29 protein-coding genes are annotated in these 25,921 nt (G+C 44.4%); 17 read left to right on the top strand and 12 right to left on the bottom strand.

What is annotated here, in order from left to right:
* Nucleotides 1-243: 243 nt before the first annotated feature.
* On the bottom strand, nt 244-1,086 hold the full coding sequence (locus tag ACPD8L_RS03660; RefSeq protein WP_116218778.1) for a 1,4-dihydroxy-2-naphthoyl-CoA synthase: 843 nt from the start codon (nt 1,084-1,086) through the stop codon (nt 244-246).
* Between the two features lie 185 nt (nt 1,087-1,271).
* Here ACPD8L_RS03660 and ACPD8L_RS03655 point away from each other — a divergent pair, with 185 nt between their 5' ends.
* Both ACPD8L_RS03655 and ACPD8L_RS03650 read left to right on the top strand, forming a co-directional pair.
* Entirely contained in the window at nt 1,272-2,954 is a 1,683-nt protein-coding gene (locus ACPD8L_RS03655; RefSeq protein WP_421809383.1) for an N-acyl-D-amino-acid deacylase family protein, read from the top strand.
* 36 nt (nt 2,955-2,990) lie between these two features.
* Complete coding sequence (locus ACPD8L_RS03650) at nt 2,991-4,109, top strand: glycoside hydrolase family protein (protein ID WP_423941949.1); 1,119 nt, start codon at nt 2,991-2,993, stop codon at nt 4,107-4,109.
* An 8-nt stretch (nt 4,110-4,117) separates the two neighbouring features.
* Here the strand turns inward: ACPD8L_RS03650 and ACPD8L_RS03645 are convergent, their stop codons facing one another.
* Complete coding sequence (locus ACPD8L_RS03645) at nt 4,118-5,353, bottom strand: glycosyltransferase (RefSeq protein WP_423941946.1); 1,236 nt, start codon at nt 5,351-5,353, stop codon at nt 4,118-4,120.
* A gap of 2 nt (nt 5,354-5,355) precedes the next feature.
* Nucleotides 5,356-6,867, bottom strand: a complete 1,512-nt coding sequence (locus ACPD8L_RS03640) for a DEAD/DEAH box helicase (RefSeq protein ID WP_116218782.1) — start codon at nt 6,865-6,867, stop codon at nt 5,356-5,358.
* Nucleotides 6,868-7,104: 237 nt separating this feature from the next.
* Between ACPD8L_RS03640 and ACPD8L_RS03635 the strand changes: the two genes are divergently transcribed.
* A complete protein-coding gene (locus ACPD8L_RS03635) occupies nt 7,105-7,968 on the top strand; it encodes a sigma-70 family RNA polymerase sigma factor (protein ID WP_116218783.1) in 864 nt (287 codons plus the stop codon).
* Between the two features lie 442 nt (nt 7,969-8,410).
* On the opposite strand, the gene ACPD8L_RS03630 is transcribed toward ACPD8L_RS03635, so the two are convergent.
* Together ACPD8L_RS03630 and ACPD8L_RS03625 are read right to left on the bottom strand one after the other, a co-directional pair.
* A complete protein-coding gene (locus ACPD8L_RS03630; protein WP_116218784.1) occupies nt 8,411-8,764 on the bottom strand; it encodes a hypothetical protein in 354 nt (117 codons plus the stop codon).
* A 9-nt stretch (nt 8,765-8,773) separates the two neighbouring features.
* Nucleotides 8,774-9,541: a hypothetical protein gene (locus ACPD8L_RS03625; protein ID WP_421809380.1), complete on the bottom strand. Its 768-nt coding sequence runs from the start codon at nt 9,539-9,541 to the stop codon at nt 8,774-8,776.
* Nucleotides 9,542-9,666: 125 nt separating this feature from the next.
* Between ACPD8L_RS03625 and ACPD8L_RS03620 the strand changes: the two genes are divergently transcribed.
* Nucleotides 9,667-10,950: a dipeptidase gene (locus ACPD8L_RS03620; RefSeq protein WP_423941940.1), complete on the top strand. Its 1,284-nt coding sequence runs from the start codon at nt 9,667-9,669 to the stop codon at nt 10,948-10,950.
* A 3-nt stretch (nt 10,951-10,953) separates the two neighbouring features.
* Here the strand turns inward: ACPD8L_RS03620 and ACPD8L_RS03615 are convergent, their stop codons facing one another.
* The 3 genes from ACPD8L_RS03615 to ACPD8L_RS03605 form a co-directional block, all read right to left on the bottom strand.
* Nucleotides 10,954-11,364 (bottom strand): acyl-CoA thioesterase, encoded by a 411-nt coding sequence (locus ACPD8L_RS03615; RefSeq protein WP_116218787.1) that lies wholly within the window; start codon nt 11,362-11,364, stop codon nt 10,954-10,956.
* 169 nt (nt 11,365-11,533) lie between these two features.
* Nucleotides 11,534-12,430, bottom strand: coding sequence for a DUF72 domain-containing protein (locus tag ACPD8L_RS03610; protein ID WP_423941937.1), 897 nt, complete (start codon nt 12,428-12,430; stop codon nt 11,534-11,536).
* Nucleotides 12,431-12,622: 192 nt separating this feature from the next.
* Entirely contained in the window at nt 12,623-12,865 is a 243-nt protein-coding gene (locus ACPD8L_RS03605) for a hypothetical protein (RefSeq protein ID WP_293300549.1), read from the bottom strand.
* A gap of 256 nt (nt 12,866-13,121) precedes the next feature.
* On the opposite strand from ACPD8L_RS03605, the gene ACPD8L_RS03600 reads away from it, so the two are divergent.
* The 10 genes from ACPD8L_RS03600 to ACPD8L_RS03555 all read left to right on the top strand — a co-directional run bounded on the left by ACPD8L_RS03600 (nt 13,122) and on the right by ACPD8L_RS03555 (nt 20,017).
* The gene (locus ACPD8L_RS03600) at nt 13,122-13,505 is read left to right on the top strand and encodes a hypothetical protein (RefSeq protein ID WP_293300547.1); all 384 of its coding nucleotides are present in this window, start codon (nt 13,122-13,124) and stop codon (nt 13,503-13,505) included.
* Nucleotides 13,505-13,870, top strand: coding sequence for a hypothetical protein (locus ACPD8L_RS03595; protein ID WP_116218791.1), 366 nt, complete (start codon nt 13,505-13,507; stop codon nt 13,868-13,870). Before ACPD8L_RS03600 ends, ACPD8L_RS03595 begins: the two co-directional genes overlap by 1 nt.
* Nucleotides 13,871-13,951: 81 nt before the next feature.
* On the top strand, nt 13,952-14,296 hold the full coding sequence (locus ACPD8L_RS03590; RefSeq protein ID WP_116218792.1) for a hypothetical protein: 345 nt from the start codon (nt 13,952-13,954) through the stop codon (nt 14,294-14,296).
* Between the two features lie 112 nt (nt 14,297-14,408).
* Nucleotides 14,409-14,648, top strand: coding sequence for a HEPN domain-containing protein (locus ACPD8L_RS03585; RefSeq protein WP_116218793.1), 240 nt, complete (start codon nt 14,409-14,411; stop codon nt 14,646-14,648).
* 43 nt (nt 14,649-14,691) lie between these two features.
* The gene (locus ACPD8L_RS03580; RefSeq protein ID WP_423941933.1) at nt 14,692-15,639 is read left to right on the top strand and encodes a TolB-like translocation protein; all 948 of its coding nucleotides are present in this window, start codon (nt 14,692-14,694) and stop codon (nt 15,637-15,639) included.
* A gap of 86 nt (nt 15,640-15,725) precedes the next feature.
* The gene (locus tag ACPD8L_RS03575) at nt 15,726-16,091 is read left to right on the top strand and encodes a DUF2200 domain-containing protein (RefSeq protein WP_423941930.1); all 366 of its coding nucleotides are present in this window, start codon (nt 15,726-15,728) and stop codon (nt 16,089-16,091) included.
* 7 nt (nt 16,092-16,098) lie between these two features.
* On the top strand, nt 16,099-16,902 hold the full coding sequence (locus tag ACPD8L_RS03570; RefSeq protein ID WP_423941927.1) for a phytanoyl-CoA dioxygenase family protein: 804 nt from the start codon (nt 16,099-16,101) through the stop codon (nt 16,900-16,902).
* Between the two features lie 21 nt (nt 16,903-16,923).
* Nucleotides 16,924-18,492: a serine hydrolase gene (locus ACPD8L_RS03565; RefSeq protein WP_423941924.1), complete on the top strand. Its 1,569-nt coding sequence runs from the start codon at nt 16,924-16,926 to the stop codon at nt 18,490-18,492.
* A 10-nt stretch (nt 18,493-18,502) separates the two neighbouring features.
* The gene (locus ACPD8L_RS03560) at nt 18,503-19,468 is read left to right on the top strand and encodes an NAD-dependent epimerase/dehydratase family protein (protein ID WP_423941922.1); all 966 of its coding nucleotides are present in this window, start codon (nt 18,503-18,505) and stop codon (nt 19,466-19,468) included.
* A gap of 90 nt (nt 19,469-19,558) precedes the next feature.
* Nucleotides 19,559-20,017, top strand: a complete 459-nt coding sequence (locus ACPD8L_RS03555) for a nuclear transport factor 2 family protein (RefSeq protein ID WP_423941919.1) — start codon at nt 19,559-19,561, stop codon at nt 20,015-20,017.
* A 1-nt stretch (nt 20,018) separates the two neighbouring features.
* Here the strand turns inward: ACPD8L_RS03555 and ACPD8L_RS03550 are convergent, their stop codons facing one another.
* Nucleotides 20,019-20,780 carry a 3-keto-disaccharide hydrolase gene (locus ACPD8L_RS03550; protein ID WP_423941917.1) on the bottom strand — a complete coding sequence of 254 codons (762 nt, stop codon included), beginning with the start codon at nt 20,778-20,780 and terminating at the stop codon, nt 20,019-20,021.
* A 136-nt stretch (nt 20,781-20,916) separates the two neighbouring features.
* Between ACPD8L_RS03550 and ACPD8L_RS03545 the strand changes: the two genes are divergently transcribed.
* A complete protein-coding gene (locus ACPD8L_RS03545; RefSeq protein ID WP_116218801.1) occupies nt 20,917-21,330 on the top strand; it encodes a glyoxalase in 414 nt (137 codons plus the stop codon).
* Here ACPD8L_RS03545 and ACPD8L_RS03540 read toward each other — a convergent pair.
* Nucleotides 21,316-21,996, bottom strand: coding sequence for a DUF2461 domain-containing protein (locus ACPD8L_RS03540; protein WP_116218802.1), 681 nt, complete (start codon nt 21,994-21,996; stop codon nt 21,316-21,318). The genes ACPD8L_RS03545 and ACPD8L_RS03540 overlap by 15 nt on opposite strands.
* A gap of 94 nt (nt 21,997-22,090) precedes the next feature.
* On the opposite strand from ACPD8L_RS03540, the gene epsC reads away from it, so the two are divergent.
* Nucleotides 22,091-22,885 carry a serine O-acetyltransferase EpsC gene (gene epsC, locus ACPD8L_RS03535; protein WP_116218803.1) on the top strand — a complete coding sequence of 265 codons (795 nt, stop codon included), beginning with the start codon at nt 22,091-22,093 and terminating at the stop codon, nt 22,883-22,885.
* The gene (gene cysM / locus ACPD8L_RS03530; RefSeq protein WP_293300523.1) at nt 22,875-23,759 is read left to right on the top strand and encodes a cysteine synthase CysM; all 885 of its coding nucleotides are present in this window, start codon (nt 22,875-22,877) and stop codon (nt 23,757-23,759) included. The genes epsC and cysM overlap by 11 nt, the downstream gene beginning before the upstream one ends.
* Here cysM and ACPD8L_RS03525 read toward each other — a convergent pair.
* The gene (locus ACPD8L_RS03525; RefSeq protein WP_423941913.1) at nt 23,756-24,559 is read right to left on the bottom strand and encodes an alpha/beta hydrolase; all 804 of its coding nucleotides are present in this window, start codon (nt 24,557-24,559) and stop codon (nt 23,756-23,758) included. The two genes, cysM and ACPD8L_RS03525, sit on opposite strands and share 4 nt — an antisense overlap.
* Nucleotides 24,546-25,421 carry an alpha/beta hydrolase gene (locus ACPD8L_RS03520; RefSeq protein WP_116218806.1) on the bottom strand — a complete coding sequence of 292 codons (876 nt, stop codon included), beginning with the start codon at nt 25,419-25,421 and terminating at the stop codon, nt 24,546-24,548. Before ACPD8L_RS03520 ends, ACPD8L_RS03525 begins: the two co-directional genes overlap by 14 nt.
* Nucleotides 25,422-25,921 lie beyond the last annotated feature (500 nt).

Genomic DNA, 25,921 nt, shown 5'->3' with positions numbered 1-25,921 from the left:
ATAATGGTACTTCACAACAATAATTTCATTTACGGGAACACGGGGGGTACATTTACCATGTAATTAATTTAGAAAGTAATTTTTTCATTTTCATATAGTGTTCTCGTAAAAGAGTCTTGACCCAAGTGGCAAGGCTCTTTTTGGTTTAAGACCTTTGGGAAAATGGTTGAAGCGAATTTCTCGAATCCTTCTTATTGATTTTATGACTTTCCAAATAAGGAGGAAACCCCAATACTATGTGTATTATGGAATCCAGTTATTTTTCCCAAAGTTGGGTTTCCGCTTTTCCAAAAATGCATTTCGACCTTCCTTGGCTTCTTCAGTCATATAAGCCAATCGAGTGGCTTCCCCTGCAAATACCTGTTGGCCAACCATGCCATCATCGGTAAGGTTCATGGCAAACTTGAGCATTTTGATTGAGGTCGGCGACTTTTCCAGTATCTCCTGGGCCCATTCGTAGGCAGTATCTTCCAATTCCTCATGGGGAACAACGGCATTCACCATACCCATTTCATAAGCTTCTTGTGCCGAATAGTTTCGACCCAAGAAGAAAATTTCCCTAGCTTTCTTTTGTCCGACCATTTTAGCCAGATAAGCCGATCCGTATCCTCCATCAAAACTGGTTACATCGGCATCCGTTTGTTTAAAAATGGCATGTTCCTTACTGGCCAAGGTCATATCACACACTACATGCAGGCTATGTCCTCCCCCAACGGCCCAACCGGGCACCACGGCAATGACTACCTTGGGCATAAAACGAATAAGGCGCTGCACCTCCAAAATATTCAAACGGTGATAGCCATCTTCGCCCACATAACCTTGATGGCCTCTGGCTTTTTGATCGCCCCCACTACAAAAGGCCCACTTTCCATCCTTGGTCGAAGGTCCTTCGGCAGATAGCAACACTACGCCAATAGAGGTGTCTTCCTGGGCATCATAGAAGGCTTGGTAAAGTTCACTGGTGGTTTTTGGACGGAATGCATTGCGTACATTGGGCCGGTTGAATGCGATGCGTGCCACACCATCACATTTTTTATAGGTGATATCCTCAAATTCTATGGCGGTCTGCCAGTTGGGTGATTTCATAAAACAGTATTTGATGTCACAAAGTACGGCATTTTTAAATTTTTTGTCCCTACGCCAATAACGACTTTAGCCACTTTAAGGAATCCATGAATCTACTCGATTTCTTTTTTATTCCATCAAATAAGGTCAGGGTTGCATCAACATAAAAATCACTAAATTGGTATCTTTCACTAAATGATCCAATTATGCGAATCAACCTCCCAGTTTCTTTTATCCTAATTTCCTTGTTATTGGTTAATTGCTCTAAACCCCAAAAATTTGATGTGCTCATCAAAAATGGCCGTATCATGGATGGTTCGGGCAATCCTTCTTATGTTGGGGACTTGGGAATCAATGCCGATACAATTGCCGCCATGGGCGATTTGAGCAATGCAACGGGAAATATGGAGATTGATGCTTCCAACTTGGTGGTCGCCCCAGGGTTCATCAACATGTTGAGTTGGGCGGTGGAATCCCTTATTGAGGACGGCAGGTCCATGGGGGATATCAAACAAGGGGTTACCTTGGAAGTTTTTGGAGAAGGAGTGTCCATGGGACCATTGAGCGAGGAAATGAGACAGCAAGATCAGGAAAGTCAAGGCGACATCAAGTATGACGTGTCATGGACCACTTTGAACGAATATCTGGAGTTTCTTACCTCAAAAGGCATTTCACCCAATGTAGCTTCCTTTGTGGGGGCCACTACTCTAAGGGTCAACACCGTGGGGTATGAGGATAGGGAACCCACTCCAGAGGAAATGGACTCCATGAAATTGATGGTAAAACAAGCTATGGAAGAGGGGGCTTTGGGAGTTGGCTCTTCGTTGATCTATGCCCCAGCCTTTTATTCGAGTACCGAGGAACTTATAGAACTCTGTAAGGTCGCAGCTGCCTATGATGGCATGTACATCAGTCACTTGAGAAGTGAAGGGGGCCGACTTTTGGAAAGCTTGGACGAATTGATTCAAATAGCGCATGAGGCAGGAATTCGGGCCGAAGTCTATCACCTAAAACAAAGCGGAAAGGAAAATTGGGACAAATTTGATGCCGTGGTGGCCAAAGTGGACTCGGCTCGGGCAAAAGGCTTGAGCATTACTGCAGATATGTACAATTATGTGGCAGGTGCCACAGGATTGGATGCGTCCATGCCCCCATGGGTACAGGAAGGGGGGTATGAAAAATGGGCGGAACGTTTGCAAGATCCCGTCATCAGAAAAAAGCTCATGCAAGAAATGACGACCCCTACCGATGAATGGGAAAGTCTGATGCAGGCAGCAGGGGACCCCAGTAAAATCCTTTTGGTGGGCTTTAAGAACGATTCCCTAAAATACCTCACCGGGAAAACCTTGAAGGAGGTAGCGGAAATGCGAAACCTTTCCCCAGAAGAAACCGCCATGGACTTGGTGGTTCAGGATGGTAGCCGTGTGGGGACCATCTACTTTTTAATGTCCGAGGAGAATGTAAAAAAACAGATTGCCCTGCCGTGGATGAGTTTTGGTTCGGATGGACAGTCCATGGCCGCTGAGGGTGTTTTTTTGAAATCGAGCACCCATCCCAGAGCCTATGGAAATTTCTCCCGTCTATTGGGCAAATATGTCAGGGACGAAAAAGTAATACCGCTTGAAGAGGCTATTCATAAATTGACCACCCTACCTGCTACCAATTTAAAGATCAAAAAACGGGGCGCATTGAGCCAAGGCCATTATGCCGATGTGGTTTTGTTCGATCCAGAAGAGATCCAAGACCAAGCCACTTTTGAAAAACCCCATCAGTATGCTACGGGAATGATGCATGTTTTTGTGAACGGCACTCAAGTGCTCAAGGATGGGGAACATACTGGGGCTTTTCCGGGACGTGTGGTGCACGGCCCCGGCTATCAAGGAGACTAGATTAAAACCTTGTGTCACATTCATAAGTTTACATCCATGGATTCAATTATCACATTTTGTTACAGGTATATAGTATGCTGCATTGCCCCAGTGTTTTTATTTGGCTGTAAACCAAAACCGAAACCTGTTGAGACTGTTGAAATTGTCGAAATAAAGGGTGTTTATGGCAGCCCAAAACCTTTATGGGACAAGGGATACAACCTTAATGAGCTTGGGGTAAATGCCATTTTTGTACATAGTGGGTCCATAAATCCAGAAATGGTTGATAGGGCCAAATCCGAGGGGTTAAAAATCTATGCTGAATTTGCCACTTTGAACGGGAAAGGGTATGTGGAAGAGAACCCTGAAGCTTGGGCCATCAATGAAAAAGGTGAAAAAGTACAGGCCGCTACGTGGTTCATGGGGGTGTGCCCCACCGAGCCCGGTTTCCGACAGTATCGATTTGACCAATTGAGGGATTTGCTTTTGGAGTATGATCTGGATGGGGTTTGGATGGATTATGTGCACTGGCATGCACAATTTGAGGACCCTGAGCCTATATTGCCCGAGACCTGTTTCTGTGACCACTGTCTTGCCGAATTTTCAAAAAACTCCAATATTGAGATTCCTGAAGGGACCACCTCGGAAAAAGCCCAGTGGATTCTTGCTCAACATGATACAACCTGGCGGGATTGGCGGTGTAAGGTGATTTACGATTGGACTTATGAAATGAAAAAAATTGTCAAGGAGGTCAAACCCGAAGCATTGCTCGGATTGTATCACTGCCCCTGGGATGATAAAGAATTCGATGGGGCAAGACGACGTATCTTGGGACTGGACTATGACCTATTGAAGGAAACCATTGATGTTTTTTCCCCGATGGTCTATCACGGAAGAATGGAAAGAGACCCCAATTGGGTGAAAGAGAACATTCTTTGGTTTGGGGACCGCTTGAACATCAAAAAGGATGAATATCCAAAAGTATGGCCCATCGTTCAAGCCCTTAACGGCCCTGAGACCATTTCCGCAGAAGAGTTTGAAACAGTGCTAAGAGGTGGACTTTCGGGAGCATCCAGTGGGGTGATGATGTTTACCACTTCCGCAGTAGCGGAAGATGCAAGCAAAGCTGAAACGATGAAAAAAGTATATACAGAACCAATGGGAAAAATGGAGTGATATCCAAGCTATCTTCTATTTTTTGCCTCAATCCACTTGGCCATATATTTACTGCTCGCCAAAGTATGATGTTGCAATAGTCTTCCAATGAAGTTTTGATCGCGATGGGCATCGAGGTTTTGAGATAATGATTCCAAGGTTTCTTGCAATTGGTCTTGAAGCTTTTCTTTATCATACAGCGTATTGATCAAGACCACTCCATTGGCTTGTGCCTCTTTCCAAGAATCCGAGTTTTGATAGAGCAAAATCGCTGCTTGGGAAAAGGATTCCCAATCTTGGCAAACAGTTCCGTTCCAAGGCAAATTACCTTGCATTCCTTCTGCTCCAATGGGTGTCGTGATACTTGGAGTACCATATAGCATCGCATCCAATAACTTACCCTTGATGCCTGCCCCAAACTGGATCGGGGCCAACACCAAACGGGCCTTTTCCATGATGTCTCCGATATCTTCGCCCCAACCTTTTACGAGAAATCCCTGCTCGGGATGGTGCATTTCCATGATTTGTTGTGGCAGATAGGCTCCGTACACATGGACTTGGGCATCGGGCAACTCTTTTCGGATGAGGGGCCATATCTTGGTTTTTAAAACCTGTATCGAATCCACATTGGGGGCATGTCTGCCATTACCCACAGTAACAAAGTCCCTTCGGTCTTCAAAACTGGGCCATTGGTGATAGCCTTGTTTTGAGATGTTTTCCACCATAAAGGGAAGGTGCAGCAGTAGATTTCCCGGAACGTTGAGTGTTTCCTGTAAAATGGTCAACTCATAACTGGAAATCATCAAGGAAAGATCCGAACGATAGATGCTCGCCAATTCCCTCAAGGTTATGGGGTGGTTGGTCCATTGGTCAAGTGTGAATGGTTCCCGCTTCTTATGGGCCTCTTCCCTAGCCTTTCGGAGTCCGTGAAGATCTTCGGTGTTCAAAATACGAATGGCCTTGGGGGCAAAATCGGCCACACGCCATCCAAATTGTTCCTCCACCATAAATCGGTCAAGGACTACCACATCAGGAGATAGTTCCGTTACAAATATGTCAAAACTGGAATGGTTGAGCAGAATATCGACCGAAGTAATACCCTTCTTATCCAAATCAAGGCTATGTTCCGTTTTTTGGGCCGTGGATGCAAAGGTGATCTGATATCCGAACTTTTGGAAGGCGTCCAGTAACTGCAGCATTCGATGACCTGCCGCCGTGGTATTGGGTTCTGGCCAAACATGACCTATGAACAATGACTTTTTCATGCTTACATCAGTGCGGCAAATTTCTTGGAAATGCTGGAGCGTAGTTTACGCTCATAGTCCTCCTCCAACCACTCCTTGTAGTTTTTGGTGTTGTTCATGATGCAATAGGAATATTGGCGTACCCTATAGGCTATCTCATCTTTGAGTTCCTTGGCCAAGATACGGGCATCAAATACATCTTCACTGTTTTCCACACAGATTTGGGCATGCTGCTCTATGCTGCGCTCCAATACCTCTTTGGATTTTTTGCCTTGGGCAAAGACTTTCTTGTATTCTTCCTTGATATCGAACGTAATGTTGTCGGATTTACTGAATTTGGCACGGAGTTCTTCGGGCATTTCGTAAACGAAATCCCGTTCGATTTCCTCATCATTTTTGATGTTCTCCAGATAAAAATCTGGAAAATGGAAGATTTCTTGCCAATCCACGGGAGTGTCCCATGGTCCGAAACGGGCAATGTTGTTCCCAAGGTCTATCACGTTGAACTCGTCCTTGTTGGGCAATATCCGTGACCCCCGCCCTATCATCTGAAAATATAGGGTGAGCGATCTTGTGGCCCTGTTCAGGATGATGGACTGCACACTGGGCTCATCAAAACCGGTGGTGAGGATACTGACCGAGGTAAGGATGGCATCAGGAGTTTCGGCAAACCATTCCAGGATTTCCTTTCGTTCGTTGGCCGTGTTTTTGTTGTCCAGATGGCGGATGTTGTACCCTGCTTTTTTAAAGGTCTCGTAAACGTATAACGAGGTGTTGATCCCATTGTTGAAGATCAAGGTCTTGGTGCCTTTGGCCACTTCCTCGTAGGCAGACAACAGTTTGCCCAACATACTGTGGTTTCCGTAGAACTCATCAGAAGACTTTACGGTATAATCTCCATGGATGCCCAACTTCAAGGTTTTTAGGCTTACATCAAAATTATAGAGGTTGGCCCGTGCCAAGAAACGCTTTTCAATCAAGGATTTTATGGACTCCCCAATAATCAAATGCTTGTAATGATCCTTCATGGGAAGTTTAATGTTGGAACTCAGGGGAGTTGCCGTTACCCCCAAGATAGTGGCCTTGTCAAAGTACTTGAACAGTTTCCGGAACGAATTGTAGTGGGCCTCATCGATGATGACCAGACCGATATTGTTGATGGTCACCTTTTCTTCCTGTAACCGATTGTTCAGGGTTTCCACCATGGCCACAAAGCACATATAGTCATCTTGATCGTGCAGTTCCTTGACCTCGCTGCTGATCACTTTGTTGGCCACTCCAAAACCGTGTAACATTTGGGAGGTTTGCTTGCTCAGCTCGATCCTGTGGGTCAAGACAATGACTTTCTTACCCGTGTTTTGGATATATTTTCGGGTAATTTCGGAAAAGACCACGGTCTTGCCACCCCCTGTGGGAAGCTGGTAAAGGATATTCGTGCCATCAGGGAGCTCTTCCAAATGCTTGAAGATTTTTCTAAGATCTTCCTGTTGGTAATTGTATAATGTTTTCTTGTTTACAGCTTTTTTTACCTCCAAAAGAAAAGGGTTTTTGGTTCTTGATCAACAAACCTTGCAAAATTAGGAGTTTTTTACAGTAAGGTGGAACCCTATGGCCGCAATTCTATTAAGATACTATCAACAATGCGAACAATCCGAAACTTTTTTTGATGTTGCTCATAACATTTTGATAACAATAACATTTAGGGCTTGGAAAATAGGCTATTATAATGTATAATGTAAGCTTATGTATCACCTAGAAAACCATTTTTGAGCATGAGGCAATTAAAAATCATCAAACAGGTCACCAACCGGGAATCCAAATCTTTGGACAAATATCTTCAAGACATCAGTAAGATTGATTTGATCACTGCCCAAGAAGAGGTGGAGCTTGCCCAACGTATTAGGGCCGGGGACCAGGTTGCCTTGGAAAAACTGACCAATGCCAATCTGAGGTTTGTCGTATCTGTGGCCAAGCAGTATCAAAACCAAGGGTTGAAATTGCCCGATCTCATCAATGAGGGGAATGTGGGGTTGGTAAAGGCTGCCAAACGGTTTGATGAGACCCGTGGATTCAAATTCATTTCCTATGCGGTGTGGTGGATCAGGCAGTCCATTTTGCAGGCACTCGCGGAACAATCCCGGGTGGTACGACTCCCGTTGAACAAAATAGGTTCCATCAATAAGATCAAAAAGACATTTTCCTATTTGGAGCAGGCCCATGAGCGGCCACCTTCCCCTGAAGAAATTGCCAAAGAGTTGGATATGACCGTTTCCGAAGTGAAGCAGTCCCTGAGAAATACGGGGCGACACGTATCCATGGATGCTCCATTAAAAGAAGGGGAAACCTCCAACCTATACGACGTAATCAATACTGGGGATTCGCCCAAACCGGACAAGGGGTTGATGCACCAGTCCTTGAACACGGAAATCAACCGGGCCTTGGACACCCTCTCCCCTCGCGAGGCAGATGTGGTGCGTTTGTACTACGGTATCGGGAACCAACCTTCCATGACCTTGGAGGAGATTGGGAGCACCTTTGACCTGACACGGGAACGTGTACGACAGATCAGGGAGAAAGCGATCCGTAAACTGAGGCATACCTCAAAAAGTAAAATTTTGAAGTCGTATTTGGGATAATACCATTTCAACATAAAATAGAAAAGGGGATGTTTTTAACATCCCCTTTTCCATGATATCCACTTAAACTATAATTATTAAGAGCAGCTCAATTGATTGATATCAAAATCGATGAGCATATCGTTCAAATCTTGAATAAAGTTAAGATACGCCGTGTTTTCGTGGTTAAGATTTTTCATATTGCAACGTTTGGGGTTTTCTATAAATAATCAAGTTCGGCCAGTTCATTGATGCTCAAAATTTCGTTGAGCTCTTGTAAGAATGCCAAATATTCTTCTCCGTAGGTATCGTATAACATAATGATTCGAGGGTTTGATGTTGGTCTATGTTATTAACGTGAATCTATGGGAAAGATTATTGTCTATCAATTAATTGTGGTGAAAATGGGTGTTGCAGTTGTGAAATGCCCCATCATTGGGATAAGGAAAAATGGATTCAGCAATTACTCCGAATCAAGGATATCCAAGGATACACCAAACTCGAGGTCCGGGTCTATCTTGCTGGGACGAATGTTGAATTCATCATAGATGAAACATAGGCTCATGGGGAGCCTTCTGCGTTCCCTTTCGGCGTCCATTCCCAGCTTGGACTGAAGTGCGGTCCTGACCTCAAAGGCCTTATGACTGATCTTGGGATGGTCATGGCTTTCCAATTCCTTGAGCAAAGGAATTTCCTTTTTGTCCCCTACTTCCAGCATCTCGTCCAACAGCATTAGTTTGCACTCCAAATCTTTGGCATGCTCTAAAAGCGGGTGAAAAATACTTTGAAGATAATCGGGAAGGGTCGGGCTTTCCATGGGTCTTGTTTACATGGTTCGGAGGATTTCCATTTCAAAGTCCACTTGCTCCTGTACCTTGGGATACTCCATTACAAATTGGTCGTATAGGAAAGCGTGGTGCTTTGGGTCGTTGTCCGTTCTACAGAGCATGAGGATTTCCTTCACGATTTCCAACAAACCGTTGGCCTTCATCATCTCCAGACTGGGACGGACTTTCTGACAGGCCAGGTCCACTTGCTTAAAACTCTCGTTCTGCAAGTGCACCTTTACGCTACCAATAAATTCCATGAGGTTTTGTTTGAAGAGCCTCACCAGCTCTTCCATGAGTTCCATCTGCCCCATACAGTCCTGCAAAATGGGCTTTAAATTGATGGTATGGGCCAAATGGCCGGGTTCTAGTTCTTTCTCAATAAATTGTAGGTTCTGGGACATGGGCAGCTCCTTGCCCAATTGCTTGGCCACTTCTTTCATGGCTTTGGCGATCTTTTGCTGTTCATGTGACAAACGGGTATTCTCCATGGCATCGATCAGGGATAGGAACTCTTTCAGCTCATTGGGCATATTGGCAGTTTCTCCTGTATGGGTTTCCGAACCTTGGATGCCCACTTTTTTGTAGATGTTTTCCAATTGCTTCATTTCGGGAACGCCAAAAACCTTGTTTTCAAGCCCGTGTTTAAAGACCTGAAACGACTTTTTCAGCTCACCGGCCTCCACAACGCCCAATTCCTCATACGAAAAGCTGCTTAGCCCGATTTCCAATTTTTCCAAATACGTGAGTAGTTCCCTAGTTTCCAAAGTTTGTTCAATTATTGAATTATCACCTAAAAATCCGCATTGGATCAAGGGATTACAATTAATTGTTATGTAGCCCATGGATTTTGTTGTCAAATTGCTTTATTTGTAGGTGTAAACCACCAACTATGAAATACACTTCCCTTTTGTGCGCTGTAAGCCTCTTTTTTTCATGCGCCGAAAAACAATCCGATAAAACTGAGACCATGGAAGAAAAAGCCAGAAGAATCCATGATACCGTGATCACTGTGGATACCCATGTGGACATCAATGTGAGGAACTTTACGGACAGTATCAACTATACCCAAAGACTCGAAAATCAGGTAAACCTGCCCAAGATGGAAGAAGGTGGACTGGATGTGGCCTGGTTCATTGTCTATACCGGACAGGATTCCTTGAATGCCGATGGCTATGCCAAGGCCAAGGAGAATGCCATTTCCAAGTTTGATGCCATCCACAGACTGTGCGAGGAATATGCCCCGGACCGGATAGAATTGGCCTTGACCTCGGACGATGTGCGAAGGATTTCCGCAGCGGGCAAAAAAGCGGCCATGATCGGGGTGGAAAATGCCTATCCCCTTGGCGAGGACCTATCCCAAATAGCGGACTACCAAAAACGGGGGGCACGGTACATTTCCTTGGCCCATAACGGACACAGCCAGTTCAGTGATTCCAACACCGGAGAAGCGGACGGGGTGTGGTTGCACAACGGACTTAGCGAACTGGGAAAACAGGCGGTTGCCGAAATGAACCGCGTTGGGATCATGATTGATATCTCCCACCCTTCCAAAGAAGCTATAAAACAGATGATAGAACTATCCAAAGCACCGGTGATCGCCTCGCATTCCTCGGCTAGGGCACTTTGCAACCATAGCCGTAATCTGGATGATGAACTGCTCCTTTTGTTGAAGGAAAATGGAGGAGTGGCCCAAACGGTAGCCTTCACTTCGTATTTGAGTACGGAAAAGAACGATGCCCGTGCGGCCTATATGAAGAGCATCAATCAAAAAGCGGCGGATTCCCTAGGGTTGAACTGGTACGAGCGGTCCGAATTTGGCTCTCTCGATAAGGATCAACAGGAGGAATTCATGGAAAACTATCCCAAAGTGACCAAATTGGGTGAGGAAATGGCGGCAAACGACCCCAATGTCCCCCCAGCGGTGAACGTATCCGACTTGGTGGACCATATCGACTACATGGTGAAACTCATTGGGATTGACCATGTGGGCATCAGCTCCGATTTTGATGGCGGTGGCGGTATCGAGGGTTGGTCCGATGCTTCCGAGACCTTCAACGTAACCTTGGAATTGGTAAAACGTGGTTATACCGAAGAAGAAATCGCCAAACTATGGGGCGGTAACCTCCTACGCGTCTTGGACGAGGTACAGGCCGTTGCGGCTACCCTTGACTAAGATCTAGGCGTTCTCTTCCTTTTCTTTTTGGGCCAAGCGGTCCTTTACGAACTCTATCTTGGTCTTGCCATGGGCCTTTGGGTTGCCATGGTCGTCCAGGTTCACCATGATAATGTTGTCCACGGTAACGATGCTCTCGCGGGTCATTTTGTTCCGCACTTCGCAGTTCAACGAAATGGAGGTCACCCCAAATTTGATCACATCGATTCCGATCTCAATGATATCGCCCTCAACGGCGGTGCTCATAAAATTGATCTCTGACATGTATTTGGTGACCACTTTTTTGTTTTCCAGTTGTATGATGCTGTACAGCGCGGCTTCCTCATCCACCCATGCCAGCACCCTACCGCCAAACAAGGTCCCGTTGGCGTTCAGGTCTTCTGGTTTTACCCATTTTCTAGTGTGAAATCGCATTATTGTAACATTTAGCGTTATATCTGTGATACAAAATTAGTCCAAATCACGGCCAGAACACTCCATTTTAGCACTCCTTTACGATGGAATTACGGATTTGAAACATTTCATTATCAGGGAATACGGACTCTGCAATTTTGCCCGTCATAGATTCCACAATTGAAATTGGCTAGAACAAACGCTCCTGTGGACTGATGGTGGTTTTGGGAATGGCCAGACCACATCCCAGGGCAGGATTTAACTTTTCAATAAAATAGGCCGAAAGCAAGGGCGAGGCCAGCTCTAGGTTCTGGTGCACAAAAAAGTGGATGTTCTCCAATCCCAGCTCCTTCCACGCGGTCAATCGGGTCACCCAATCGTCCAGTCGGGGATAATCCGTTTCGTGGTTGGCACCCACGTAGCGCACAAAGGCCTCGTTGTTGGTAAGCCGCATGTGCATCAGGTCTCGCCTGCCTGCCGTGTCCACCAACACATTGGCCATATTGTTCTCTTCCAACAGATGGTAAAGCTCCTGCGAAACCATTTCATCGGTGAACCAATCTGTATGGCGGAACTCGAGTGCCAAGGGAAATTCCTTGGGCCAGTACTCCACAAAGCGCACTACCCTGTCCCAATTCTTGGGGTTGAAGTTGTTGTGCATCTGCAAGAAAATGGTGCCCAATTTCTCCTTCAAGAGCGAGGTTACCTCCAAATACTCGTCCACTATCCCATAAACTTGGTCGTTGAGACGTCTCAAATGGCTCACCGCATTGGTCATTTTAGGAAAAAACTTGAAACCCTCCGGGGTCTTGTCGTACCATTTTTGATATTGCTCCGCCGGAAAAATGCGGTAAAAAGTGGCGTTCAACTCAATACTGTTGAACTGGGTGGCGTAGTATTCCAGCTCGTCCTTGGTACCACGGGGGTAAAAGTTCTTGAGATCTTGCCGGTTCCATTTGGCGCAGCCCACATACACGTTGGGCGCTCCCCCACCCTTGTATTGGGACAACACCACGGCGGTGTCCGGGTGGTCTGGCGGGATGGTAAAATCAATGAGTTCCGGGTGGTCTACTTGGCCAAATTTCATAACGCTGCTTATAGCCCCAATGTTAAACAAATTCTGTGAAAAAGAAAAAGCCATCGGCAAATGGCTTGGGCATAAAAGAACAAGCGCCCAAACCTACCGTCTAATGGTCAAACAAGGGAGGTATTCCTTAAGGAATACGTACAGGTTGAACGATAGGTCCGGGCACTGTCCCAAAAAATACTTGGCTGTACCTTAAGGCTGGCACTCCGCGTAACAGGAAGCCATCATTTCTTGGCATTCCTGCTCGGTAAAGGAGCCCCCCGCGATGCAAGCGGCCAATTCCGCATCACAGAATGCGCAGGGAAACGTAAAGGCCTGTTCGGTCTCCGGGTTTTCCGGCAACTCGTTAAAGGCCCTTTCCTGGGGTGTGTTCAAGAACAGCAGCCCTACCAAAAGCAATACGGGGATCGCGAAAAAAAAGATCTGTTTTTTCATAATGTCAATGATTAAGTGTTTACTAGGTGTTTCTTGGTTAAGATAAGAATTACTTCTGAAATAAGTAGGAAAAAACATATAATTTTATGATTAATCTTTTGGAACACCTCCATATTGGGAATATGGGGCAAGATCTTTTGAAAATTCCTACATTTAGAAACGGACAACTTGGGTATGAGTCAAAACGAATAGTCGTGCACGCTGAAGAAAGTTTAGCATATGAATAAGTAGTACAATATTCAAGAAAATCGAGAAAATGAGTTGGGAGATTATACTGTTTAATTCAACACAAAAGATTAATTCGGTTGTAGAATTGGATGAAAATCAATTGGAACAGACCAATTTTAGTGGAATTTTAGAATCTTCATTTGACCGAATTAACAAAAAGGATAACTATAGGGAGATAATAGGTGCTGACTTTACTATTGACTATTTTGTAAGCAATGAACATACAAGCAATTTTATGCTGTCATTATATGGGGAAAATGGGATTTATGCCCTCATTGAATTAGCCAAAAAGCATAATTGGCAAATTTATGACTCTGGAACTGATGGAATGATTGACTTGGAAAATCCAAAAAAAAATGGATTTGAAAATCACGGAAAATACATTGAACAACTAGTTAAAGGTAAATCATAATGGCAGAAACAGGCGAACCAACATATGACTACGTCTGCTTTGGTGATTTAGCTTATGAATTTGACTTTTCTGACCTCAAAGAAGCCGAGCAAAAAATTAAACGGAAATTAAAATATTATGGGCTTGGTAAATATGACCAGGAAAGAATTGAATATGTAAGAAAATTAAAAAATGACTTGTTCAGAGAGATTGGACTTCAATCTAAATCAAAATTTTTTAATCCCTCGAAATCCAATTTTGCCGAATTTACAGACTTTGATAGCGAAAAAATGAAAAAGGATTATTTAGATAGATATGATAAAATAAGTGATTCAGATATGTCTCGAATTTTAAATTTTGCGATTTACCTATATCATATGAGATAATAAAAATGGTTTACAGCACTGGTTATAATCCGGCGTGGCAAAAGTGCAAAACCAAATTTAATAATTGCAGTAGAATAAAAAATGATTGTTCCTAATATAGAAATTGTAACATTTTTAGTTATAATTTTTTTCGGACTTCCGATAATCTGGAGTGCTCGAAAAAATGAACTTTTTAAATCCTTTAATTTTGTCGGACTAGTAAAAGCGATTAACAAATCCCTTATGGTTCAAGGAATAATCGGACTGTTTTTAATACTCATGACTTGGATATGGAATTCTGCGGATTTTAAATATGATAGCTTAATAGTGGGAACAACTTATACGTATGTGGTAATCGGGCTTTTTATGTATTTACCTGCATTGGGAATTTTGAATCTAATAAAATTGATTATAGAAAATAAGCTCAAAAATGAAAAAGTAGAATAAAAACGACACTCCCCACTACCACAAAATTGTATCTTGTGGTCAAACCAACCTCCCCAACCTAAAACCACCCAAACCCAAATATGCCTATCTTTCGAGCACAAACACCTAACCGTTGAACAAGACCGTGGCACATCTCCCAGATCACAAACAGACCGAGGAACACAAGCGCCTTTTTGAACTCCTGAAACGCGCCTACATCGATGCCCGTTATAACATGAAGGAGTACCACATCACCAAAGGTGATTTGGAATACCTGTCCCACAAAGTGCAGCAATTGAAACAGCTCACCGAAGAGATCTGTCAGGAAAAAATAGCGCAGATCGGGGAAGATGCGGCAAATGCAGGGCCATAACACCAAGTTGGACCAACGACAATACAATCAAAATCACCATACAATGAAACAAACAATCCACTACCCTATTTTTGCCTTACTGCTGATTTTTTTCGTATCCTGTCAGCCAGAGAAAAAGTCAAACCTTACGCTGCTCAGCGACCAAATCCCAACGGACACCGCCCTGGTTTTTGGGGAAGGTGTGGTCTCCACCGATGATTTTGAGTTTGCCATCACTTTTAGCCCAGAAATGGATGAAATGTTCTTCACACGAAGAAAACCGGAAGACGATAATGAGATTTTCACCATGAAACTGGAAAATGGGCAATGGTCCAAACCGGAGCCGGCCTTTTTTTCCACCGATGCGGGCTGGGATTTTGAACCCCACATAGACCCCACTGGAAAGCTGCTCTATTTTGGGACCACAAGACCCCTCAAGGATACCACCAAGGCCTCTGGGATGCACCAATGGTACAGCACAAAAACCGTAAAAGGATGGAGCGCCCCCGAGCCTTTGGGCAGTCCGTTCGTGGATCGAGTGGTCATGTACCTGACCGCTTCGGAAAACGGCAACCTGTACTTTACTTCAGGTGAGGAGGACGACAAGCCCGAGGATTGGGTCATTTATAGTTCCGATAAAGAAGCAAACGGCTATGGCGATGCCAAGACCATGGCAACGGACATCAATTTCTCAGGAAAGTGGATCGCCCATTCCTACATTGCACCGGATGAGAGCTACATGATCTATGATGGTGAAAGTGAAGACGGGTTTGGGGATTGCGACCTGTACATCAGTTTTAACCAGAACGGGACTTGGACAGAACCGTATAATATGGGCCCCGAAGTAAATACGGAACATTGTGAAATGACCGCAAGTGTCTCCCCAGATGGAAAGTACCTGTTTTTTCACCGCGGTGTCTCTGGAGATGATGAAGAAGTTGAAATCGGTAATATTTACTGGATAGACTTTGTCCAGCTAAAAGAGAAGATTCTAAGCAAGGTGGGCAACTGACCGCGACCATCTTCCAAGATACTTTCAAAATTACTACATTTAAGCAACCAATGGATTGTATCTCCCAAGGTTGAATACTAGGTAAGATGAAAGTCACCCCAGAACATAACGAACGAATGGCAAAGCTGACCTTTGCCGGGGTATATCCCCATTATGTGACCAAGGTGGAGAAGAAAGGTCGCACCAAAGAAGAACTGCACGAGGTGATCACATGGCTCACAGGCTTTGATGATGAGGCCGTTCAAAAACATATCGAATCCAAGAGCACTTTTGAAGATTTCTTCCAAGATGCGGAGCTGAACCCCAATGCCAGCCTCATTACCGGGGTGATCTGTGGGTATCGGATAGAGGACATCGATAATCCCCTGACCCAACAGGTCCGCTATTTGGACAAGCTGGTGGATGAGTTGGCCAAGGGCCGGAAAATGGAGAAAATACTGAGACAGAGCTAAAAATATTATGAATCTAACCTTATTGGATGAATCTTTTCAGGTGACCAAAGAACAGGTGGACTTTTACCAAAAGAACGCCTTCATCAAGATCAAGGAATTTTTATCGCCTGAGATCGTGGCGCATTTCAATGCGGTCATTTCCAAAAAGGTTGCGGAACTGAACAAGGTGGATGTGCCCATCAATCAACGGGATACCTATGGAAAGGCCTTTTTGCAACTCTGTAATCTCTGGGTGCAGGACGAGGAGATCAAAAAACTGATCCTAAGCAAACGGTTGGCCAAAGTGGCCGCAGACCTCATGCAGGTAGATGGGGTTCGTATCTACCACGATCAAGCACTGTTCAAGGAGGCCGGCGGGGGAATCACCCCTTGGCATGCGGACCAATATTACTGGCCGTTGTCTTCGGACAAGTCCATCACCATCTGGATTCCCTTGCAAGAAACACCTTTGGAAATGGGACCCTTGGAATTCAGTGCAGGCAGTCAAGAAATTCTGCTGGGACGCGAACTGTCCATCAGCGATGAGAGCGAACAAGTGATCCAAAAAAACTTGAAGATCAATAATTTTCCGCACACCATAGAAGCTTTTGATGTTGGCGAGGTCAGTTTTCATTCCGGTTGGATTTTCCACCGGGCCGGGGCCAATACTTCTGGCGAAACCCGGAAGGTCATGACTGTGATCTATATGGACAAAAACATGACTTTGAAGAAACCTGAGAACGACGGCCAAAAGAACGATTGGGAAACTTGGTGCCCAGGAGTGGCCATTGGTGAGACTATAGATTCGCACTTGAACCCTGTCGTATTTTAAAAATAATCGCTAAAAAACCTCATGAAAAACAAAGTTACCCTCCCCCTATTTTTATTATGGGCCATATCCGCCGTTTTCGGACAGGGCTTTACCGCTTCGCAGATAGATTCCTTAGTGAACCGATCCATGGAAATGATGCCCCAAGTGGGCCTTGCCGTGGCCGTAATAGAAAATGGGAAGGTTATCCACTCCAAAGGATACGGGAAGTTATCCGTGGATTCCAATGAAGAAGTAAATGAGCATAGTCTCTTCCAAATTGCATCGAACACCAAGGCGTTCACCGCGGCCGCCTTGGCCATTTTGGTGGATCAGGGAAAACTTAAATGGGATGATTGGGTGGTTCAACATATTCCTGAGTTTACCATGTATAATGCATATGTCCGGGAGAATTTCACCATTGTGGACCTATTGACGCATCGTAGCGGATTGGGGCTCGGTGCCGGGGATTTAATGTTTTTCCCTCCGGGAGCCGATTATAAAATTGAGGATGTGCTCAACAGTTTTCAATATTTTAAACCCACCTCGGATTTTCGCACCAAGTACGACTATGACAACTTGCTCTACATTGTGGCAGGCGAGGTCATAGCAAGGGTAAGCGGCCAGACTTACGATGAGTTTATCGAACAACACATTTTAGGTCCGTTGGGCATGGACAGGACCGCGGTGCGCTATAAGCGATTGAAATCGACGCAAAATGTGGCATCGGCCCACTCCACTGAGAACGGAAACATCCGAAAAGTTGAGCGCTACGTAAAGGGTGAAGGCCCTTTGGTTGCCTCGGGCGGAATCTATTCCAGCGTCCATGACATGTCCAAATGGATCATGGCCCAATTGCAGCAAGGAAAATACGGCGAAGCTTTGGACAAGCAGATTTTCAGTTCTGAGCGGCAAGTAGAAATGTGGCGCCCCTATACCTTTATCAGCTTTCAACCCAGACCGGAACCGGGCAACAGATACCATTTTGGGGCCTATGGCCTTGGATGGCGGATTTCCAATAGGTATGACCATACCGTAATTTCCCATGCAGGTGGTCTTCCGGGCATGTTGTCCTCTGTGGTGATGGTGCCCGAATTGAATTCAGCAGTCGTGGTGCTCACCAATGGGGCTCCCGGGGGCAACAGCTACCATACCATAAGTTCGGCTATTCGGGATGAATGGATCAGAAAGGACCGATGGGACTATTTGGCGTCCGCCAAGCAACAATTGGAGTCCGGACAGGCCGAAGCCGATGCTACCTTGGATGCCGTTTGGGAAAGTGCCACAATCTCCGATGTAAAAAAACTGGGTCCAAGCTCCTTTTTAGGAACGTATGAAGATAAATGGTTCGGAAAGGTATCCATCGAAAACCATGGCGGAAAACTTTGGTTCAGGTCACTACGTTCCCCGCAGTTGAATGGAGAAATGTTCCATTACAAGGACAACACCTTTGCCGTTAAAATGGCCTATACGGATATGCAGTGCGATGCCTTTGCCATTTTTGAGATGGATGCGTCAGGAAACCCGATCGGGATACAGATGAAGGGCATTTCCCCCAACATGGATTTTAGCTTTGATTATCAAGATTTGGATTTGGTTCGAATCAAGGAATAAAAAAGTAAAAATGAAAGTAATACTGATTGGAGGCACTGGCCATATTGGCACGTATTTGGTACCAAAACTTGTTGAAGCCGGTCATGAAGTGGTCTGTGTAAGTCGGCAGCAGTCCCAACCCTATGCCGATCATGACGCATGGAAATCCGTGGAGTTTGTTGGCATTGATCGGGAAAAATCTGAAGAGAACGGGGTTTTTGGGGCTCAAATCGCCTCCCTGAACGGCGAAGTGGTCATTGATTTGATTTGTTTCACCCCCCAGAGTGCCCAGCACCTTGCTGAAAACCTAAAGGGCAAAGTCCAACATTTTCTGCACTGTGGCACCATGTGGGTCCATGGGCATACCGTACAGGTCCCCACCACGGAGACTGCAGAGCGGAATCCCTTCGGTGCCTATGGAATCAACAAGGCAAAGATTGAAGACTACTTGCTCAATTTCCATAAAGAATGCGGGTTTCCGGTCACGATACTTCACCCTGGGCATATTACGGGACCGGGATGGTTGCCCGTGAATCCGGCCGGGAACCTAAATCCGGAGGTATTTCTGCGATTGGCCCAAGGCGAGGAAATCATCTTGCCCAACCTTGGGATGGAAACGGTTCATCATGTGCATGCGGAGGATGTGGCTCAGGCTTTTGTCAAGGCCATGGAGAACAGGGAAAATGCCATCGGGGAAAGTTTCCATGTAGTTTCGGAGCAGGCCCTTACCCTGAGAGGTTATGCTGAGGAAATGGCCAAACTGTTTGGGCAACGGCCCCAACTGCGTTTTCAATCTTGGGAGGAATGGCAAAAGAGCGTAAATAAAAGGGATAGGGAACTCACTTGGGACCATATTGCCCATAGCCCATGTGGCAGCATCGAAAAAGCAAAGAAGCTGTTGGGATATCAACCCAAATACAGCTCGTTGCAAGCAGTCAAGGAAGCCGTTGAACATTATTTCCAAACAGAAGGAATACAGATTATCCATAAAGGATGAGTATCTTAAAGACAATATATCATGAGTCATTATTTCAGCAAAAACTTAAAAACCTCATTGAAAAACTGTAAAGACATTTTTTTAAAAAGCATGAAATCAAACATATCATTGTTGGTTTTGGTCATGATGTTTTGTTGGTCGGGTTGCACGGAACATGAAACGCGAGATAAGGAGGGTCTTTTGTTGGCTATAGAAGCTTTTAACAAAGCCTTTAAGGAAAGCGATTTAGTGACCCTTGATGCCATGACAACGGAAAATTACCAGCATACCAATGGAAATTCAAGAGCCATTGGAAAGGAAGATTGGTTCAGCTATTTGGAGAAAAGGGATGCCCGGATACAATCCGGAAGTTTGGAGGTGATGGGGTATCAAATGGACGAAATGGAAGTGGAACTATACGGTAATACGGCCATAGTCACCGGTAGAATCATTGTGGTACAGGCGGAACATGGGGAAACTCAGACCAATGCGTACCGAATCACCAATATTTGGATCAATGATGATGGGAATTGGAAAAGGGCCGGATTCCACGACGGGAAGATAGAGTAATCTACAACTCCCTGATCTTGATGTCGCGGAACCACACCTCAAAATACCAATCCTGCAGGGTTATTTTCCCCTCTGTGGCTTGTCCAAATTCGGGGTAGTTTTTAAAATGGGTTCCTGAGATTTTTTGTGGCCATTCCGGTGCGGTAAAATCCTCCACTGCGGTAAGGACACCATTTAAATAGAATTCCACTTTTCCATTTTCCTGTTTGATACGGGTCTGGTTCCACTGGCCAGATTTGGTGATGGCCTCATTCTTTTGAGGGGAAAAACCATACAGGCAGCCCGATTTTTTAACGGCAACATCATGATCCATATGATTGGGGTCCAGAATTTGGAACTCGGGTCCGGTTTGATAGGCTGTGCCAACATCGGGCTTTTCCTGAACGTTGATGAATATGCCACTATTTCCACGGTCCGAGATTTTCCATTCCAAGACCAGCTCATAGTTTTCATAGGCCTTGTCCGTGACCAAATCCTCATTGTGCTCGGATTCCAGTTCCACATTTCTATGGAGTTCTCCGTTTTTCACTTCCCAGACTGTTGGCGCGCCAGCATTGTATACATGCCAACCGTTCAAGGTTTCCCCATCGAACAACAACTCCCACCCCTGCTCTTTTTCAATATCGAGCAATTGGTTATGGGTGGCATTTTCCGCTGCCAATTTTTTGGTGCGCCAAACCTGGGCGTCCTCTTTCTTGCTTTCGTTTTTACACGAAATGGCCGAGAGAACAAGTATAACAATGACAAATGATTTGATGTTCATGGAGGTGTACTATTGATTCTCCCTAAAAGTAGTCAAATAAAATTTTGGAGTGCATGTTCATAACATCGTTAACAACTATCGGCCTAACAAAAAATGAGCGGTGGACGATTGTGTAATTTTATTAAAACTATCAGCCATGGATTCACGATCTAAGAGTCTTTTGGACCTCCGCCCCGAAATTCTACAGTCTTATTTCAACAACCAAATGAGTGCGGACGAACGTTTTCAAAACCAAACCTTGCGACCTATCATTAAACTCCAGAACCTATTGTTGATTGAGGTTTTCAAGAACTATATCGGCAAGCACAAAGGGGTTTTTCATGACCTTTCCTTGGAGAAAAAGATGGAGTATATTGAACGGGCCATCCAAAAGGACATCAAGTTTAGGAACTCTCTCAAGGGAATGGTCATTGGACAATTTACCATTGAGGAATATCAGGAATACATTAAAAACTCCTCCGCTTTGAACAAACGGATGATGAATATGGTCATAGAACGCTTGAAGGACCAGATCCAGCTTTTGGAAAACGAGGTGTTAGTTCAAGGTTGATTCTCCATTGAGATTGGTGGTGAGGATATCGCTCATCAAATCAAAATAAGGTCGAATAGCCCGGTACGATTTGTCCACTTCCTCGATAAAATTCGGGGATAGTACCTCTTGGTCCGTAAAATTCCGTACAAAGACATACTGTTTGTTTTTGATTAGGTCAATATCCGGGTGGTCCTTATCAAACCCTTTTGGGGCCGTTTTTACCGCATCGCCTTGAAGTTCTCCCCAAATTTTGGTGAAATCTGGGTCATTGATGACCTTCCTAAAATCCGAAGCATCCATTTCCAACTCTTTTCGTATGCGGAACAGGTCTTCTTTATTGGGTGCCCAAAAACCGGTGGCCAGTAGAGAATTTCCCGGTTGTAAATGAATGTAATATCCTCCCCTTAGATGTGCGCCCAATCGGGAAAACGAACCTGCAAAGTGGGTTTTATATGGGGTTTTATCCTTTGAAAAACGTACATCCCGATAAATACGGAACAATTTCATTTTTTCAATATCATCATGTTGTTCCAAGCGTTCCTTCACATTTGCCAGGAAGGATTTTACCTCGGTTTCATGGGCTTTGAAAGTAGGCTTGTTTTTTTCAAACCACTCTTTGTGGTTGTTTTTTGACAACTCTTTTAAAAAATCAAATACTTTCTTGGAAATTTTCGAATCAGTCACGCTATATCAATAATATGTTATTTTTAAACTAAAGTTAGCTATTTCCTAAGGCTGTAGGTAAGGTTTTGTCTAAATTTAGGACAATAATTGTTGTATGGACAAGGAAAAAATAATTTCAGAGCTCAATAGGCATAAAAAATTGCCCTATTTGGACTATAGGTTAAAACAAGAAACCGAGGATTTCACGGATACGCTTTTTTATACGCTTTTTGATTCCAATACCCCGGTGGCCGTGAACCTTGAAATGTTGGAGAAAAAGTTTGACCGACTGACGGATATGGCTTGTTGGGATTTGGAAAGGCCCAGCAATGAACTTTGGAACAAATACATAAGCGGTTTGCCTGGAATTTTGGAAAAACTCAATCTGGACGCAGAGGCTATTCTTAATTGTGACCCAGCTTCACTGTCCCTCCAGGAAATTTATATGGCGTACCCAGGTTTTTATGCCATTTCCATTTACCGATTGGCCCATGAGCTCTACGTTCAAGGAGTACCCATGATTCCGAGGCTCATGACGGAATATGCCCATAGGCAGACAGGGGTGGATATCAATCCTGGCGCTACCATTGGCAAATCGTTCTTTATAGATCATGCCACCGGTGTGGTGATTGGGGAAACTGCCGTGATACATGATAATGTGAAGTTGTATCAAGGGGTAACCCTGGGAGCGTTGTATGTATCCAAAAACCTTCAAAAGACCAAAAGACATCCCACTATAATGTCAAACGTTACCATTTATGCCAATGCAACCATTTTGGGTGGTGAAACCGTAATCGGAGAAAATTCGATCATTGGTGGAAATGCATGGCTTACGGCTTCCGTACCTGCAAATTCAACAGTATATCACACCCCAGAAATTAAAATCAAGACAGCCCCAAATGTCCAATAGCATTCTCGACCTTATTGGAAACACCCCAATGGTGGAATCCAAAGTATTGAACCCCAACCCAAACGTAAGACTGTTTTTTAAACTGGAAGGCAATAATCCAGGAGGAAGTGTCAAAGACCGTCCCGCCTATAATATGATCAAGAGTGGGCTGGATCGTGGGGATTTTTCCACCGCATCCAAATTGATCGAGGCCACAAGTGGCAACACGGGTATAGCCTTGGCCATGATCGCAGGGATCTATGGACTTGACATTGAACTGGTAATGCCCGAAAACTCCACCAAGGAACGCGTACAGACCATGCGCGCTTACGGAGCCAAAGTGACTTTGACCCCATCAGATGTTGGGATTGAAGGTGCCAGGGACTATGCTGAGGCCAAGGTCAGGGATGAAGGATATATTATGCTCAACCAATTTGCCAACAACGATAACTGGATGGCCCATTACAAGACCACGGGACCGGAAATCTGGGCGGACACCAAAGGTGATATCACCCATTTTGTATCCAGCATGGGCACTACGGGGACCATTATGGGGACCTCGACCTATTTGAAGGAACAAGATTCCGGGGTACAAATCGTGGGCGTACAGCCTACCGATGATTCAAAGATTCCGGGTATTCGTAAATGGCCCGAAGCCTATCTCCCCAAAATATTCAATCCACAGAAAGTGGATACGGTATTGGAGGTCAGTGAGGAAGAAGCCACTGAAATGGCCAAGCGATTGGCCAAGGAGGAAGGTATCTTTGCTGGTATGAGCAGTGGTGGTGCTGCGGCCGCGGCCATTAGATTGGCCAGTACCTTGAAAGAGGGCACCATTGTTTCCATAGTCTGTGATCGAGGAGACCGTTACCTTTCTTCGGATTTATTTGATTAAGGCGGGTCCAATTCCATTTTAATACCGTTCCAATAAATTTCAAAATCACTTAAGTTATTGTGATTGCCATTGGATATGGTATACATTTTTTTGTTGCCGTTGGAGATGGAGTCATACAGTTTTTCCCCTGATGCATATGGAACCACATTGTCCGCGGTGCCATGAAAAATACGAATAGGGCAGTCCACCTTCTTTAAAAATTCATGCGATGGAATCCTATAGCGCAACAGATAGGACACCGGTAAAAAGGGAAAACGTTCTTGGGCCACGTCCAAAAGACTATAGAAAGGTGTTTCCAAAATTAATTTTTGTGGTTGATTTTTGGAGGACAATTGACTTGCAATGCCCGTACCCAAAGATCGTCCGTAAATGAGGAGCTGTTCTTCAGGATATTTTTCCATTGCATAGGCATAGAACAGTTGTGCATCTTGATACAGAGCATCCTCACTAAGTTCACCGGTACTTTTACCATAATTACGATAGTCCATCACCAAGACCTCATATCCCAAATCCACAAAAGGCAACACAATTTCACCCCAGCGAGACAGGTCTCCGGCATTTCCATGAAAGTATAGGATCAACCCTTTAGGGTTGTCCGTATAAAAGTGAAGGGCATTTAAACGTGCTCCATCAGTAGTATCAAGAAAAATTTCATCGAAATTGGCATTGAAGGCATAAACATGATCTTCAGCTAGCTTGGTGGGTAAAAAAATCAGTTTTTCCTGAAATGAATACAACATGACGGTGAGTAACATCAAAATAACAACCGTAAAAATACCAAAACGTTTAAGCTTTTGCATTGGCCCGTTTTGAGGAGTGTTTTACATTGATGCTTGATCCTTCCAGATTTACTTTGGTGGGTTTGCTGGTTATGATTTCCTCCAACATGCTGTGGTACGATTCAAAGTTGTTCAAATCCTTGTGTCCCCCTCCTATCACGGTGTATAGTTTTGATAGTTCCGGTTTTATTTTGGACAGCTTCACACTGGTTTTATAGGGAATGAGCCTATCGTCGGTCCCATGTATGATATGTATGGGGCAGTTAACGTACTTCAACCACTTGTATGTGGGCATGGGGAACTTTATCAGCAAGGAGAGCGGCATAAACGGGATGAACTTTTTGGCCACTTTGCTCAAGCTGTAGTAGGGCGCATCCAATATAAGCATGCGCGGTTGGTTCATGGAGGCCAGTTTGGCCGCAAAACCCGAACCCATGGAACGTCCATAGAGAATTATATATTTTTCGGGCACCTTCTCCTTGATCTTGTTGTACACTACCTGCATGTCACGCTTAATGGCTTTTTGGGTACGACGTCCCGTACTCTTCCCGAAACCACGATAGTCCACCATGATCACATCGTAACCATGACGGGTAAAGTCCACGGCAAACTTGCCCCATCCTTTAATGCTGCGGGAGTTTCCTTTTAGATAGAAGACCACGCCTTTGGGATCTTTGGATTTGAATCGAAGGCCATTGATCGTGGCCCCATCACGGGTCTCAAAGTTATATTCCTCAATTTCTTGGTTGTCGTAATAAAACTGAAAATCCTTGGGCAATTTTTCTGGTTTAAAGAGAAAATAGTCCTGTAGGTAATACAACAGGACACTCAGCAAAACGTATATCCCGAGTATCATGAGTGTGATGTAGGCCCAGTTTTGCATAAAAAACGTTTTATCCAAAATACGAAAAATACCAATACTTCATATGTATGGACTTAGGGATCAATATGTTGTGTCTTTGGATAAAGATTTAAGAATCGGCAAAGGGTAGAAAATTGGGCTTTTAATGTCAGATTATTATGATAATCCAACATTATATACGCTTCATCGATTTGTTTGAAATATTGGTTTCGGATGCACGTTATTTGTTACCATATTGAGCGTCCCAATCTCACAAACCTATGAAATACGTAAGCAAAATTTTACCTTGGAAAACAAATATTCTAATCACACTAGTAATATTACTGGCTTTAAATGTCTTGAACTTCTACGGAGTTTATACCAATAGGTTCTATTTTTTGAAACCTGATAATTATATTTTTCCGCTGCTGAGCACAGTACATTTTCTGTATCTGTATGTAATGTGGTTCAAAATTTCAGAAGACGAACTGCCCGATCCAAAAATGCGTAATGTAGAGTATGCCCTATATACCATAATGATT

Source organism: Flagellimonas algicida (assembly GCF_049629585.1).
Lineage (GTDB): Bacteria > Bacteroidota > Bacteroidia > Flavobacteriales > Flavobacteriaceae > Flagellimonas.
Note: the sequence above shows the minus strand (reverse complement) of the source record. Positions and strands in the feature narration are given on the sequence as shown.

Excerpts from the sequence above, each read along its gene's own strand:
- ACPD8L_RS03660 (WP_116218778.1), bottom strand. The coding sequence starts at position 1,086 with ATGAAATCACCCAACTGGCAGACCGCCATAGAATTTGAGGATATCACC.
- ACPD8L_RS03655 (WP_421809383.1), top strand. The coding sequence starts at position 1,272 with ATGCGAATCAACCTCCCAGTTTCTTTTATCCTAATTTCCTTGTTATTG.
- ACPD8L_RS03650 (WP_423941949.1), top strand. The coding sequence starts at position 2,991 with ATGGATTCAATTATCACATTTTGTTACAGGTATATAGTATGCTGCATT.
- ACPD8L_RS03645 (WP_423941946.1), bottom strand. The coding sequence starts at position 5,353 with ATGAAAAAGTCATTGTTCATAGGTCATGTTTGGCCAGAACCCAATACC.
- ACPD8L_RS03635 (WP_116218783.1), top strand. The coding sequence starts at position 7,105 with ATGAGGCAATTAAAAATCATCAAACAGGTCACCAACCGGGAATCCAAA.
- ACPD8L_RS03630 (WP_116218784.1), bottom strand. The coding sequence starts at position 8,764 with ATGGAAAGCCCGACCCTTCCCGATTATCTTCAAAGTATTTTTCACCCG.
- ACPD8L_RS03620 (WP_423941940.1), top strand. The coding sequence starts at position 9,667 with ATGAAATACACTTCCCTTTTGTGCGCTGTAAGCCTCTTTTTTTCATGC.
- ACPD8L_RS03615 (WP_116218787.1), bottom strand. The coding sequence starts at position 11,364 with ATGCGATTTCACACTAGAAAATGGGTAAAACCAGAAGACCTGAACGCC.
- ACPD8L_RS03610 (WP_423941937.1), bottom strand. The coding sequence starts at position 12,430 with ATGAAATTTGGCCAAGTAGACCACCCGGAACTCATTGATTTTACCATC.
- ACPD8L_RS03605 (WP_293300549.1), bottom strand. The coding sequence starts at position 12,865 with ATGAAAAAACAGATCTTTTTTTTCGCGATCCCCGTATTGCTTTTGGTA.
- ACPD8L_RS03600 (WP_293300547.1), top strand. The coding sequence starts at position 13,122 with ATGAGTTGGGAGATTATACTGTTTAATTCAACACAAAAGATTAATTCG.
- ACPD8L_RS03595 (WP_116218791.1), top strand. The coding sequence starts at position 13,505 with ATGGCAGAAACAGGCGAACCAACATATGACTACGTCTGCTTTGGTGAT.
- ACPD8L_RS03590 (WP_116218792.1), top strand. The coding sequence starts at position 13,952 with ATGATTGTTCCTAATATAGAAATTGTAACATTTTTAGTTATAATTTTT.
- ACPD8L_RS03580 (WP_423941933.1), top strand. The coding sequence starts at position 14,692 with ATGAAACAAACAATCCACTACCCTATTTTTGCCTTACTGCTGATTTTT.
- ACPD8L_RS03575 (WP_423941930.1), top strand. The coding sequence starts at position 15,726 with ATGAAAGTCACCCCAGAACATAACGAACGAATGGCAAAGCTGACCTTT.
- ACPD8L_RS03570 (WP_423941927.1), top strand. The coding sequence starts at position 16,099 with ATGAATCTAACCTTATTGGATGAATCTTTTCAGGTGACCAAAGAACAG.
- ACPD8L_RS03565 (WP_423941924.1), top strand. The coding sequence starts at position 16,924 with ATGAAAAACAAAGTTACCCTCCCCCTATTTTTATTATGGGCCATATCC.
- ACPD8L_RS03560 (WP_423941922.1), top strand. The coding sequence starts at position 18,503 with ATGAAAGTAATACTGATTGGAGGCACTGGCCATATTGGCACGTATTTG.
- ACPD8L_RS03555 (WP_423941919.1), top strand. The coding sequence starts at position 19,559 with ATGAAATCAAACATATCATTGTTGGTTTTGGTCATGATGTTTTGTTGG.
- ACPD8L_RS03550 (WP_423941917.1), bottom strand. The coding sequence starts at position 20,780 with ATGAACATCAAATCATTTGTCATTGTTATACTTGTTCTCTCGGCCATT.
- ACPD8L_RS03545 (WP_116218801.1), top strand. The coding sequence starts at position 20,917 with ATGGATTCACGATCTAAGAGTCTTTTGGACCTCCGCCCCGAAATTCTA.
- epsC (WP_116218803.1), top strand. The coding sequence starts at position 22,091 with ATGGACAAGGAAAAAATAATTTCAGAGCTCAATAGGCATAAAAAATTG.
- cysM (WP_293300523.1), top strand. The coding sequence starts at position 22,875 with ATGTCCAATAGCATTCTCGACCTTATTGGAAACACCCCAATGGTGGAA.
- ACPD8L_RS03525 (WP_423941913.1), bottom strand. The coding sequence starts at position 24,559 with ATGCAAAAGCTTAAACGTTTTGGTATTTTTACGGTTGTTATTTTGATG.
- ACPD8L_RS03520 (WP_116218806.1), bottom strand. The coding sequence starts at position 25,421 with ATGCAAAACTGGGCCTACATCACACTCATGATACTCGGGATATACGTT.